Origin of the sequence: Candidatus Fukatsuia endosymbiont of Tuberolachnus salignus, from assembly GCF_964030845.1 — a bacterium.
GTDB lineage: Bacteria > Pseudomonadota > Gammaproteobacteria > Enterobacterales > Enterobacteriaceae > Fukatsuia > Fukatsuia symbiotica.
In genome coordinates this window covers 1,778,041-1,791,926 of record NZ_OZ034983.1, presented here as the reverse complement: position 1 = coordinate 1,791,926, position 13,886 = coordinate 1,778,041, and the positions used below count along the sequence as shown (strand labels likewise).

Annotated in this window: 11 protein-coding genes and 1 pseudogene; all 12 read right to left on the bottom strand. The window is 41.8% G+C overall.

Translation table 11 applies throughout. The features are described from left to right. Positions 1 to 238 precede the first annotated feature (238 nt). Entirely contained in the window at positions 239 to 2,218 is a 1,980-nt protein-coding gene (locus AAHH42_RS08660; RefSeq protein ID WP_342220922.1) for a hypothetical protein, read from the bottom strand. Positions 2,219 to 2,377: 159 nt separating this feature from the next. Beyond that, positions 2,378 to 3,421 (bottom strand): annotated as a pseudogene (locus AAHH42_RS08655) (EscU/YscU/HrcU family type III secretion system export apparatus switch protein). Between the two features lie 299 nt (positions 3,422 to 3,720). Beyond that, the gene (gene sctT, locus AAHH42_RS08650; RefSeq protein ID WP_254052005.1) at positions 3,721 to 4,461 is read right to left on the bottom strand and encodes a type III secretion system export apparatus subunit SctT; all 741 of its coding nucleotides are present in this window, start codon (positions 4,459 to 4,461) and stop codon (positions 3,721 to 3,723) included. 42 nt (positions 4,462 to 4,503) lie between these two features. Next, positions 4,504 to 4,764 carry an EscS/YscS/HrcS family type III secretion system export apparatus protein gene (locus tag AAHH42_RS08645; RefSeq protein ID WP_342220921.1) on the bottom strand — a complete coding sequence of 87 codons (261 nt, stop codon included), beginning with the start codon at positions 4,762 to 4,764 and terminating at the stop codon, positions 4,504 to 4,506. 55 nt (positions 4,765 to 4,819) lie between these two features. Continuing rightward, complete coding sequence (locus AAHH42_RS08640; RefSeq protein WP_342220920.1) at positions 4,820 to 5,479, bottom strand: EscR/YscR/HrcR family type III secretion system export apparatus protein; 660 nt, start codon at positions 5,477 to 5,479, stop codon at positions 4,820 to 4,822. A 12-nt stretch (positions 5,480 to 5,491) separates the two neighbouring features. After that, positions 5,492 to 6,511 (bottom strand): type III secretion system cytoplasmic ring protein SctQ, encoded by a 1,020-nt coding sequence (gene sctQ / locus AAHH42_RS08635; protein ID WP_342220919.1) that lies wholly within the window; start codon positions 6,509 to 6,511, stop codon positions 5,492 to 5,494. Continuing rightward, positions 6,508 to 8,745, bottom strand: a complete 2,238-nt coding sequence (locus AAHH42_RS08630; protein WP_342220918.1) for a type III secretion system needle length determinant, SpaN/EivJ family — start codon at positions 8,743 to 8,745, stop codon at positions 6,508 to 6,510. Before AAHH42_RS08630 ends, sctQ begins: the two co-directional genes overlap by 4 nt. Beyond that, positions 8,733 to 9,140, bottom strand: coding sequence for a type III needle complex assembly protein (locus AAHH42_RS08625; protein WP_240313734.1), 408 nt, complete (start codon positions 9,138 to 9,140; stop codon positions 8,733 to 8,735). The genes AAHH42_RS08630 and AAHH42_RS08625 overlap by 13 nt, the downstream gene beginning before the upstream one ends. Positions 9,141 to 9,168: 28 nt before the next feature. Then, positions 9,169 to 10,464 (bottom strand): type III secretion system ATPase SctN, encoded by a 1,296-nt coding sequence (gene sctN / locus AAHH42_RS08620; RefSeq protein WP_072549596.1) that lies wholly within the window; start codon positions 10,462 to 10,464, stop codon positions 9,169 to 9,171. Continuing rightward, positions 10,461 to 10,907 carry a hypothetical protein gene (gene spaK, locus AAHH42_RS08615; protein WP_072549595.1) on the bottom strand — a complete coding sequence of 149 codons (447 nt, stop codon included), beginning with the start codon at positions 10,905 to 10,907 and terminating at the stop codon, positions 10,461 to 10,463. The genes sctN and spaK overlap by 4 nt, the downstream gene beginning before the upstream one ends. Positions 10,908 to 10,928: 21 nt before the next feature. Then, positions 10,929 to 12,965 (bottom strand): EscV/YscV/HrcV family type III secretion system export apparatus protein, encoded by a 2,037-nt coding sequence (locus tag AAHH42_RS08610; protein WP_342222044.1) that lies wholly within the window; start codon positions 12,963 to 12,965, stop codon positions 10,929 to 10,931. Between the two features lie 43 nt (positions 12,966 to 13,008). Then, positions 13,009 to 13,776, bottom strand: coding sequence for a helix-turn-helix domain-containing protein (locus AAHH42_RS08605; protein ID WP_342220917.1), 768 nt, complete (start codon positions 13,774 to 13,776; stop codon positions 13,009 to 13,011). Positions 13,777 to 13,886 lie beyond the last annotated feature (110 nt).

The window sequence follows — 13,886 nt, the reverse complement described above, 5'->3', positions numbered from 1 at the left end:
TGACATAAATTTTCTATTGCAATTAGGCGTCAAACGAAACCTTGAGAATCAGGATAATAACGTAAAATACTAAATTTGGGTATTCTCAATACACAGTGTAAATGGACAATGCCGACCCATAACGGGGATTCGGCATTGTCACAATTCGTTATTTACTTCAAGGAAGATTTGATGGCTAAATTATTATTTAGCCAGTTCTGCTGACACGGGATGTTGAATACTTCCCGGTTGGAATCAGTTATGCTGCTGGAGCCGCGTAATTTTTCTTATGTTTCTCTAGTAATTCGTGAATTTCAGCCAGAGATCTGTCGGCTTTAGCCACGTGGTCGATGCCCTCATCAGTTATCAATAATTCGGCTATTTTTTCAAATTCTTTTATTTTTTTCATAACACTCTCTATTTTTTTATCCTCGTTAGTGGCGATTATAAGAAGTTTTTGCCTTTCTTTTAGATCATTATCTATAATCGTTAGTTCTTTATCTATAGTCGTTAGTTTTTCATCTATGGTCGATGTATTTCTTGAAAGCTTGCTAGCTAGTAGCCTTTTTATTCTCTCTTCTGATCCTAGTTCTTCTAGTTTTTTATCTTCTTGTTCTATAGCTTCTAGTTGATTTTCTAGTTTCTTTTCTGATTCTATCTTTTTTTGTTCTATTTTTTTGCGGTTTTGTTCTATTTTTTGTATCTCTTCTGTAAAGCTTTTCTGTTTTGTTTGTATTGACGTTGAATGCTTTGTGGCATCATGTTTAATTTTTTCAAATCCATCCATAATAGTCTTTATTCTGTTACGCAAGCTGTTACCTAAGCTTAACTCTGTCAATCTAGTATTTACTTTGTTTTTAATACTATGTAATTTTTTATATTTTTCTTCATTTTCAGAGAATAATGTGCGAATTCTATCCAGGGATCTTTTTGCGTTAGCAATGTGCCTGTCGATGATGTCCTTAGACACGTCTTTTTTTTCATTCATAAATGATCGGGCTTTTTTTTCAGATTTTTCTATTTCTGTTTTAATATTCTCCATTTCTTTAACATTTCTAGTAATGCTTTCATGAATATTTTGCATTTCCTTTTTCTGGTCATCTATAGTCGATTCATCTTCTGAAAGATTTTTAGTGAGTATCTCTGCTTGTTTTTCTTCTATATATTCTTTCTTTTCTTCAATGATTTGCTGGTCTGTTTGTATTGACGTTAAATACATTCTAGCATTATGTTTAATGTTTTCAAATTCAGGGATGATTGGTCCTTCTACTGTCGGAGCAGATTTAATAACGTGATCCGGTGTCTCAGCCTGAAGAGGTGGCTGGCCAGATCTGGATAATCCACCAATAAGTGCATCAATAAGTTGTTCATTAGTATTAGCTGTCAGTGGCTCTGTTGCCTCTGACTCATTATCCCGGTTTGCAGATGCCCTATTTTCCAACAGAGTTTTCACTAGTTCAGGATAGCGTTTAACTTTTTCGAATGTTACTTCGCATTTACTAAAAAGCGGCATACCTATAATGTTATATAGACACGATTTATTAAATTGTTTATCATTATCGGGTGCCTTATCATTATCGGGTGCCTTATCGTAACAATGATCTATAGTTTTCATCAATGTCTTAAATATCTCTTTTTCATCTCCCTTCATATTTGTAATTGCTCTATTAAATATGACAGCTGATTCATTAGGTTTCTCTTCCATTTCCTCAAGTACTTCTTTTGTAATAGGTGACAATTTACCTATATAATCTTTGATCGTTGAAGATAAGATTAGCTTATCATATTCATCCACCTTTACTTCTCCTTTGTCTAAACGTCCCAAAAAATTTTTGAATGCATCTTGTGGTGGTGATTTTCTGAATAATCCAGCAGTATCTTTGTCTTCTACATGCTGTTTTACTCTGTCGCAAATTGCCTGCAAGTTTTTCTCCTCGGCAGGAGTAAGCTTGGTAGGTTGGGTAAGCTCTGTAGCCTTTGTAGCTACAGGCCCTGTAGAACCCGCAGGCTTTGTAGACGCTCTTAGAAAAAACACACACATCCTATTAAAGAATTTTTTTATCCCGGAAAACTTCGATTTTCGCTCTTTTGTAGAGGGGGTTTCAGTTGATTGCCCTCCAGCAATGAACTTACGAGATAATGCAGATACAGTTCCTTTCTCTTCATTAATTTTTGTATAAGAAGTGCCCACAATAGATGGTTTTCCTGTATTCCTACGAAAGGATTGTAGCCATGGCATAATTATTAACCTCGTTTGGTAATGTATATAATTCTAGTGACTCATATTCTAATGGGTTAGAAAGAGCAACAAGTATCAAAAAACGCTGATTAAATGGAGCGTAAGCCGCCTTTACTTATTTATACAAAACGGATTAAAAAAATAATCTATTTGTCATCTTCATGAATGACCGGCATTTTCTACCTGTCTTAACCAAATAATAACGCGTACGATTTCTTCTATTTCATCAAGACTGATAAAAGAATAACGTTTATGTGTTTTAAGGATACGGCGTGCTAAGGGAATATTTTATATCACAGGAACACCCACTTTTTTGGCATAAGCCTTGACGGCTAATGCACGCTGATTGGTTTCCAAAACAGAAATCAAGGGTATGGAAGGGATATCGGGATCAGGGTTAAAATAAACGCCTACTGCAATATGGGTTGGGTTAGTAATGATCGCGTTTGAGTTTTCAATATCCGATTTGACTTGATCAGAAAGCAATTCCATATGCAGTTCACGTCGTCTGCCTTTAATTTCAGGATTACCGTCCTGCTCTTTCATCTCGCGCTTCACTTCTTGCTTATCCATTTTCAGATCTTTGATATACAAAAAGAACTCTGCGAGCGCATCTAAAATTAAAATGATGATGATGCAAATAAGACAGGTAAATACCAGTGATTGTAATAACTCACGCCAAACGACGGTCATGTCATAGGGAGTGCCGTGTAATTGCTGGAACAACAGGCTTTTTTTGTTATTCCAGACAATTAAAGCAGAAACAAAAAAAGTAGTGAGATATAACAATGATTTAATTGCGTCCTTTGCAGTACGTAAACTGAATATTTTTTTGAATCCTTTCGCGGGGTTGACTGCGCCAAGATTAAGTTTTAAGGCTTTGGTCGCTATGACAAACCCTGTTTGTAATAATGTGGGTAAAGCAGAAACAAAAACGCAAAGCAAAATAATCGGTAGCAAGAGCTGTAGCCCGATAAATAACACTGCTGTCGCATAACGATGAATATCGTATTCAAAATTATGGGCAATCACCCATTGGAAAGCCCCCATCAGTTCAACTAATGAACCCATTGAAACTAAATATTGCACACCGCAGAGTATCAAACAAGCAATAATCAGATCTTTACTCTTAAATGATTGGCCTTTTTTCGCCGAATCTTTTAATTTTTTTTGCGTAGGTTTCTCTGTTTTATTGCCTGCCATATTATTTTTTATCCGACTATGAGTGCGTTTTACTGGGTGAGAGCCTATTCAAAATCTTCTTGGGCGACGCTCAGACGAGAAAAAAATGGGCGAAAAAGCGCAGTTACTCTTTATATATAACGCAAGAGAGTCAATGAGTATGTTGAGCGCGTTTTTGACGAATGACTTGATCAAAACACAGCGCGCACAAGAGATTTCGAATAGCTTCTTAAAAACAGGTTGAATTTTTTTAGCCATTATAATCAAAATAGCCCGGCTAATTGTCATCAAATGTAATTTAATGCCAAGTATTATTAAAGTTATTTAAACCAGAGATTCAATAAATCAGGATAAAAAGCGGCTTTCATAATGGTATCAGGCAGGGTGGCAGAAAAATAAATCATAATAATTAAAAAAGCGACCGTTCCCTTGACAGTCATGGCGATAGAGAACGCATTTAACTGTGGTGCAAAACGTGAGAGCAATCCTAATATGGCTTCTGTCATGAACAAGGCGGCAATCACCGGACTGGCTAAAATCAACGACTGAAACATCAGTTTTGTCAGTATGGATAACAACGGCGTTAACGCAGGGGAACAATCCCCTAAGGGATCACAAAGACGATAGCTGGCATCATAGCTTTCCAGTAGTAACGTCATGCCGCCGCCTTGCAAAAATATTGCTGCAGCAAAGAGATTAAAAAAGTTCGCCAGCTCTGAAGTATCGACTCCACTGATGGGATCAATACTGCTACTTAAGGTTGCGCCGCGTTGGTTATCAATGATTGAGCCAACGGCATGTAATATCCAAAAAGGCCAGGCAATCAAGATGGCTAGCAGTAAGCCAATAAACACTTCTTTAGCAATGAATCCAAGATATAACAGCGTGTCGAAAGGGGGGCGTGCTTCAGGAGCATGTGGCCACAATGCCAATGCTACTAACAGGGTGACTGGCATACGTATAGCGCTACTGAGTACATTGTTGTTGAAAAATGGCAACAGAAAAAACGCCGGCGCGATCCGGGCAGAAGATAAAATCATGGCGCTTAAGTACTCAAACATCTCGAAAACAAGCGAATTTTGCATATTTTGCACAGGTTATGTTTATGGGCGCTTTAATGCCATGCTTAATACTTCACGGGCAAAAGCCAATAGCGTATCACCATACCAATCTGACAGCAGAAATAAGCATAATGAGACACTTAATAATTTGATGCCGAATGGCAACGTTTGTTCCTGTAACTGGGTCACGGTTTGAATCAACCCCACCAATAAGCCCACCATAGTGGCGACGGCAATCGGGATCGCCGTTAGCATCAGCACCAGATACAGTGCTTTATTTCCTGCAAAGACCAGATCGTTCATGTTTGCCTCGGTATTGACTTCGGTATACTGTGCTGTGGCATAGGCTGTAGTGGGTTTATCCCGCTAATTCCATATATTGTAATATGAGTCCTTTAGAAAGCAGCGTCCAGCCATCAAGTACCACAAACAGCACCAGTTTGATGGGTACGGAAAGTGTCACTGGACTCATCATCATCATCCCCAATGCCAGTAAAATACTGGATATCAACAAATCAACCACCACAAAGGGTAAATAAAGATAAAAACCAATTTTGAACGCGCTTTTTATTTCACTCAAAGCATAGGCGGGCAAGAGAGCAAAAATGGATGCGGTTTCTTCCTCTTGTGCGATACCGATTTCATTTTCTCTGCGATCAGCCTGTGCTTTGTCAAAAAAACGTGTCAGCTCGGGATCGGAATATTTTTTTAGATAAGCCCGATAGCCATCGAGACCATTTTCAACAAATTGGCTGACAGATTCAACGTTACTGGGATCAACATTTTCATTTTTTGCATTGAGATAAACATCTTTGACGATCGGCATCATCACAAACATCGATAATAATAACGCCACACCATTTAACGTCATATTTGAAGGTATCTGCTGTAAACCCAACGCATTTCTGACCATCACAAAAACAACCGAAAACTTAATATAGCAGGTACCGGAAGCAATAAGAAACGGCAGCAAGGTAGAAAAAGCCAAAAAAGCAATCAGAGAAATGTCATTTGACATATAACACCTCGTTTATGATGCAGGATGATGTAGTTCTGTTAATACCACACCTAATTTATCTTTGGTTTCATCAAGGTGAACCAATTCTCCACGGGCGATCAGCTTACCGTTTGCTTTGATATCAATGTGCTTTTCTGCTTCTGGTTGACAGGTTATCACTTGTCCTTGATTGTACATTTCTTCCAGTTTTTCAAAGGTTATAGTTTGTTGGTGCAAGACAAAAGTGAGTTTTATAGGAATATTAGCGCAAGACGATAATGATGTTTTTTCGTTATCACTGGGTGCTCCGTATTTTTTTGGGTTCTGTTGTTCCTGAACTACAGCATTATCATCATCGTCATCATCGATTTCTTCATAGCCTGGTTCTTGATACTGTTCTTGATCATCTTGATTTTTTTCAATCATGATAGAATTTCCTTGTTGTTCAGGTAATTTATTTAGCTGATAACGGCCGATGTTTGTGCCTTGTGTGCTAACACGCTGTGTTTTATTGGTAATGAGTAAGACGTCCCCGACAGCCAGTTTGCGCAAAAGTTTTAGACTTAACTGACTGGTGCCGATTTCAAATGTCAGTGGTAATGGTAATGCGGACAGCTGCCGTTTTTCTGTTGTGGGTGGCGGCGAAAAATCCACATCAGGTAATTTACGTAGCCAAACTTCTCCACTGGGTGTTGCTAAACAGAGCATGGGGCGTTGTGGCAGTTGCTGTGCTTCGATTAACCCGTCAACCTGCAATTTTTGGTAAGATAATTCCTTCATTGTCAATTCTAACGGACGTGGGGTGGCGGCAAAAAGTGCCTGCAATTGTTCGCTACTGTATGCTTGCGGTGATAAAGCGGCCAAATCTGGCGCAACATGATGAAACCAGTCGCGCAGCTTGATCAGACCTTGCCAACTATTGTCTGCGGTAAACGCCAGTAACTCCCCAACATTGCTAGGTGTTGATCGAGTGATCTTCCCGCTCGCTAACCAATGACTTTCAGCTTGATGCTCACGCAGCTGGGCGAGCTGACGTAATGATAGTTTGCTCACCGTGTTTCCTCATCATCCTGCTCTTGATGTGGCTGCTCATGTTTATTTTTTTGCTGCTGATGATCATCAGAGAGTAGACTCCAACGTTCATCATTGGCGTGTTGCCACTGATCACGTAAACCTTGTTCCACCGTTGCATTTGAAGCCTGTAAAACCAGTTGTGAAGTATTTTCTTGTGGCATAATTCTGACGTTATGCTCTTTTCCCCAACTTTGAAAGCGATAAACACTCCCTGAGCTTGCAGTTTGTTTCCCTTCTGACCGCTGATCATCCTGTTCTGGATCCATGACATCAGCGGGCTTATTATGTTGCTGCACAAACTGCTTGAGCGGAGTCGACTGCTGTGGATCCTGATAGAGAGTCTGCTGTGGCAGCTCCATTTTTTGACCATGAGCAAGAGGAAGTGCATGAGTCACTTCTTCTGATTGCCGTTTATCACCAGAAGGTGAGGTTGCTAAGGGATCACTTTGTATCAAGGGTTGCATGCTTCGATTGACGGCGCTTGCTGTTTCCTTTTTTGATAATGGATGAGCTGATGAACTGTTATCCCATGATGCGAGATCGGATGCATCCTTTTTTGCTGCCAGCCTGTCGACCGGCTGCAAAGACTGTGTCGACGCTGATCCGCGTTGCCGATCAAATTGCAGTGGCTGCTGTTTTTTAGGCTGAAGTGTTGCATAATTTTCTGGCTGATGATGCCGGTTGTTTTGCAAGGTCATCTGTTGTTGCAAAGTAAAGGATCCGAACGGTCTCGCACGATGTGGTGTGATCTGAGATTTATCGTTATTGAGCGCTGACTGTATAGGGTTGGTTATCTGGCTATACGTTAAGGGAGCACCTTGTGTTAATAGCGGCGCCGTTTGATTGACAGAAAGTGCGCTTTCTTCTTCCGATAATATTGGGTCAGATGTTGCACCCTCTGATGATATCCTGTCCGATACGTTATTTTTTGCCGCAGTATGATTGAGTAATGCAGCCGTAGAGGACGCCAAATCCCTTCGTGATGCAGTAGGAAACATGTCAGCCGCTGGACGTCTGTGTTGTCTGTCAAATTGATCCGCTCGTGGTTTTTCAGGCTGAAGCTGCCTTGTATTACTGCGCAAGCCTTCTTGCCGTGACAGGCTGTTGAGCGATGTCGCTTGATGTTTATCACGTTTAACCACCTTAACCACCGGTTGTCGCTGACGGGTGAGTAGAGTGGGTGAAAGAAGAGAAGCGATATCAATATGTTCTGCCTGTCGTGGATAATCCGAAGCTAATTCGTTTAATACCTGGTTTTGTGTCGATGGTAGCTCGGCAGGCTCCATTTCCTGACGGATCGCATCGATTAAATTAAACTGTTTATTGACAACAACGGTTGCTTCACTAAAGGGTAGGGGTGTTTTATTGTGACCGACAGCCGGCGGCAGTGACCCGTCGATATCAATATCTTCCGCTTGCAGTGGACCACCGGCAGCGAATTCTTCGGTTAATACTTGGTTTTCTGTCGATAGTCGCTCGGCAGGCTCCATTTCCTGACGGATCGCATCGATTAAATTAAACTGTTTATTGACAACAACGGTTGCTTCACTAAAGGGTAGGGGTGTTTTATTGTGACCGACAGCCGGCGGCAGTGACCCGTCGATATCAATATCTTCCGCTTGCAGTGGACCACCGGCAGCGAATTCTTCGGTTAATACTTGGTTTTCTGTCGATAGTCGCTCGGCAGGCTCCATTTCCTGACGGATCGCATCGATTAAATTAAACTGTTTATTGACAACAACGGTTGCTTCACTAAAGGGTAGGGGTGTTTTATTGTGACCGACAGCCGGCGGCAGCGACTCGTCGATATCAATATCTTCCGCTTGCAGTGGACCACCGGCAGCGAATTCTTCGGTTAATACCTGGCTTTTTGTCGATGGTAGCTCGGCAAGATCCCTTTTCTGATGCATCAAATTAGACTTTGTATTATCAGCAATGGTCGCTTCGCTAAAGGGTAGCGGTGCTTTGTCATGACTTACAACAGGCAATCGCGGCTCATCGAGCTTATCCATGGTCGGTCGTTTCTTCTGATTTGGATCAGCTGACAGAGAAAGCTCTTTTGCGATAAATTCTGTCAGCCATTTTCTGTCTATGTTTTTACCTGACTGATGAAGTTTATCCAATAAGGGCTCAATGACTTTACCCTTATTACCCAGGATCGATTTCGATAACACCGGATCTATACCCGGTTTAGTTGTGTTTATTTGCCGCATGTGATTATGTCTTCCATCTCTGTTTCTTCTTGCCTTAATCGAATCAGACGTTGTGATCGTTTCTGCACCGTCTGCCAATGTAAATATTTGTCTGATTTACGCCGCCAGTATTGGCGTTGTTGCTGTAATTTCTCCTTCTCTTTTTCATATTGTAGTTGCTTTTCTTTTAACTCGACTTCCTGTAAATCCAATAGGCTCAACTGACGACGTAATATTGATAGACGGCGTTGGATGGCATAAAGCTCGCTTCTGTCGGTTATCCCCTGTGGCCGTTGTGAACGCAGTAGCTTTTGCAAAGCCTCTCTTTGTAGGTCAAGAGAGGTATATTCTTTGCGCAATACCCGTTCTTTGCTTTCCACCTGATGGATCAAACTTTCATAGCGTTGCTGATTCATTTCACAACGCCGCAAGAGGGGCCGAATTTTATTTAGCCAGCGCATTCATGGCCTGCAAAGTGGTATCGATAGAAGAATGTTCATGCATCGTCTGTTGTAACCACTGTAATAAGGCATCGCGTTTGTTGATCGCTCGGTCGTTGTCGGCATTTTCTCCCGGGGTATATTCGCCCAAATCGAGCAGCATTTGCAGCTCTTCAATTTTGGCTAACAGACGTCTAAATTCTGCAGCCAACGATAAGTGCTTCTGACTCGATACTTGTCCGGATACCCGGCTAACACTACGGAGTACATCGATCGCCGGGTAATGGTTTTGTACCGCTAATTTTCTACTCAAATAAATATGTCCATCAAGGATCGACCGAATTTCGTCGGCGATGGGATCAGGTTCATCATCACTTTCGAGCAAAATAGTGTAAAAAGCAGTAATACTCCCATTTTTAGTGTTACCGGGGCGTTCAAGTACCGCGGGCAGGGCATCAAAAACTGAAGCAGGGTACCCCCGACGAGCGGGGGCTTCACCTGCCGCTAACGCGACATCACGTAGCGCACGGGCATAACGCGTAATCGAATCAAGAAATAACACCACTTTTTTACCCTGATCGCGAAAATATTCGGCGACAGTGGTGGCTAATAAAGCAGCATTACAGCGGTCTAATGAAGAGAAATCGGAGGTGGCATAGATCACCACGCATTGATGTTGACGGCCCGATTTGGCTAAGGCTTGCGTAAATTCAGTCACTTCGCGCCCACGTTCACCAATTAAACCGATGACAAAAACATCTGCATCCGCTTGTTCAATCAACATATGCATCAACGAGGTTTTACCACAGCCGGCGGCAGCGAAAATCCCCATACGTTGTCCGATACCACAGGTGAGTAAACCATCAATGGCTTTGATGCCGGTAATAAACGGTTGTTGAATACTTTCTCTATCAAGATAAGAAGGAGGCGTGGCATCAATAGGCCGAATCGCATCATTCTCTGCGCCTTCAGCCTGATCAACAAAACGTTCCACCACCTGACCCGAAGGATCCAGTACCGTGCCTAAAAGTGAATCATTCAAGGTGACTAACAGACCTGCTCCGGTTGGCGTTAATACCGCTTCACGTGATAGGCCGCGTGCATTGCCGATTAAGCTAAGCAAGGCCCTATCACGATTGAAACCCAACACTTGCGCCTTGGCAACCCTGTCTTTGTCCAACCAATGCTGTCTGATTTCACAGATCTCACCCACTTTTACATCTGATAAGCGGGCTTCAATAATGGAACCCGCTAATCGCAGAGGGTGAGCTTGGTGGCGCAACAACCGTAATGGCTTCATCCTTGGTAGATCCCAACAAACTTTGCGATATCGTCAAAAAATTGACTTAATACTTTGGCGAACTCTTGACCGTTTTGCAGATAATCTACATGTATATGGGCTTTTAATTCGACAACTTCTTGATCTTCAACATAATTAATTTGCAATTGACGACTCTGTGTAAAAGGGCAGTTTTGTCCTAATTCACATAAACATTTGCCTGCACACTGTTCGAAAACGTGCGGACTGACATGTTCGATACGTGCCCACACCCAAATCTCATCCTCGCCATTGGCGTTGCCATGTTCGTCTTCTCTCTGTATTTTACTCACCAGAATGCTGGGTGAATCTTTAAAATCCAGAGTAATGGTGGAATGGCTATCAAAATCCCCCAATAAACTAGGATCACATTTGTTTTCTAGTAATGCTTCACGGACTAATGCTGCTATGTCGATATTTTCCATCGTTTAGTTTTCCTCTCTGTATTAAATGGTTTTGATCACATTGACCGAGACACTTTCGGAAAGTTCGCCAAAAGACATCACTTCCAAATCACGGAAACGTGTTTCTATAAATTTCTTAATAAAACGTCGTGTGTCTACCGATGACAACACAACAAGATCCTTGTAAGCGATAGATAAGCTTTCCAGATTAAAGGCAAACAAATCCATCAGTTCATCAGAGGCAGCCGGTTCTAAATTCAGAAAGGCGCCTGATGAAGTATTACGTATTCCTTGACGTAAACTGTCTTCTACTTCTGCCGATAACACCACCGCACGTAACTCATTATTAACCGCAAATTTGTGGCAAATATAGCGTGACAGCGAGCCGCGAATGTGTTCGACCAAAGCAATCACATCTTTTTCACGTGGTGCCCACAAAGCCAGGGACTCCATAATCAGCTTCATGTTACGCACGGAAATGCGCTCCGAAAGCAGGCGTTGTAACACCTCGGCGATCCGTTGAACCGTGGCATGGCGCATTGCTTCTTTCATCAAATCGGGGTATTTATTTTCCAGTTTATCCAACATGTCTTTGGTTTCTTGCACACCAAAGTATTCATTGACATGGCGCGACAATAAGGCCGCCACACTATGGTAGAGTTCTTCACTGGCAGAACGAAGTTGATAACCGAGATTCGTTAGAGACACTTTGTCCTGTGGTTCGACCCAAATACTGCCATTATCGACCACTGTTTTGATATTTAATTGCATCAGTTCGTCACTGCTGTTGACCACACAGAGCCGGTCAAAGTGGAGCACAAATTCATCGGCACGGATTTCATTAATTAAGATGACTGCACGGTTTTCTGCCAAGGTCTCAGATGCCCGTAACAATAAATCAGGTAGCTTAATACCATAATCAATAAAAAATTGGCTACGTAAATGATCACAAAGTTTTTCTTTTTCTAGTTTTGCCAGTTTATCCGCAGGAACCAGGATGATAAAGGGCACAGTTTCAGAAGACACTTTGTCCAGATCACCGATCAATCCTAAAGAACTGTCAATGGAATGGCTATCGTTAAACAGCTCGTCATCTGGTGTGCTATTTGAACTCGATGAGGATTTATTCTTGTCTTGCTGTTGGCTAGCACGGCGTTTGAAGAAAAACAACCCGCTAAGCAGAGCGGCAAGAATAATAAAGATAAACAGTGGGAAGCCAGGTAAAAAGCCGATAGCCAGTGCCAGTCCCGCTGTCACCATCAAGACAAAAGGATTAGATAACAATTGGCTCATCATAGTACGCCCCATGTTATCACCATCACCATTGACCCGGGTGACGATAAAACCAGCACTGATGGCGATCAATAATGAGGGGATCTGGGCGACTAAACCATCACCAATGGTTAACATCGTGAAGGTCGACAGGGCGCTTGACATACTCATACCCTGTTGACTGACACCCACACTGATACCACCAATAAAATTGATAAAGATAACGATAATACCGGCTATGGCATCACCTTTGATAAATTTCATTGCACCGTCAAAAGAACCATACAACTGGCTTTCTCTTTCTAACACACTACGCCTTTCTTTAGCGGCCTCAGCATCGACAACACCGGCTCGGAGATCGGCATCAATACTCATTTGTTTCCCGGGCATCGCATCCAGAGAAAAACGTGCAGCTACTTCAGCCACCCGTTCTGCCCCTTTGGTGATCACCATAAACTGAACGATAGTGACTATAGCAAAGATAACAAAGCCGACAACCAAATTATCACCGATAACAAACAAACCAAAGGTGGCGATAATGTCACCTGCATCGGCATCATTTAATATCAAACGACTGGTACTGATCGATAAAGCCAACCTGAATAGGGTGGTAATCAGTAATACTGCAGGAAAAGTCGAAAAACTGAGGATGCGATCAATGTAAAAAGACCCCATAAAAACCAGTATCGAAATAACGATATTCAGTCCGATTAAAAAATCCACTAAATAAGTGGGTAGCGGGATGATTAACATGGAGATAATCATCATTACCAAGGCCAGGATCAACAATTCTGGTCTGGTGCGCATATGGTATAAAAAATTATTAATCACTGTGATTTATCCATATATCTTAATTTAATTGTGTCGGGCTAGTAATCAGGTGGCGTAAACCACGCGGTGAAACGCCTAATGTTTCTTTCACTTGGTTAGAAAAATGGGAAAGAGACGAATAACCGTGTTCAAAAGCAATATCAGTGAGATTCTGCTCTTCATCTATTAAGGCCAGTACCGCCTTTCCCATGCGCCAATCACGTAATGTCACTTTGGTGGTATTACCTAGAGCACGACGGGAAAGTCGCCGGAAATGCGAGGCGGATAAACCATAACGTTGACCCAGATCTTGTAATTTACTGCTACCGTTAAATTTATCCAGTAGAAAATAGACTAACCAATACCACTCGGTATTACGTAATAAAGCAATAAACTTTTCCATACCCGCTGTTGGATTCAGTGTTTGTCGCAGTAACCAATACTCGATATCACGTCGAGAGGTTAAAAGTAGATCATCGTCCATTTTTATTGTCGCAAAATAATGTTGCGGTGACGTTTTTTCTACTTTATCGTTCATTGATTTATCAATAAATGCTTGTAGTTTCGCCATTATCTCAATATCCATCGGTTGATAGGGTAAACAACCGCTTACCACTTCTAATGAAGAACGCTTTACTGCCATAAGCCCTTTCCAGCCTGGATCAAAGGTCATTTCAGTATTTTCATTTTCCCATTGCATCGTTACCGTACAAGGAGCATCTCCGATTTCTATCGACCAAAGCTCGGGTTCTACTATATATTTCTTATGCCCGTTGTTTAGCAGTTCTTGGTCATATTGCGTCTTCATCTATATACCGCCCTGATGTTTTCAATTTAAAACTGTTATTCATTGGCGGCGATAATGCCCTAAAGCCGGCTAGCAATCCTGATGTAAATATGATGAAGATTGAAATACTC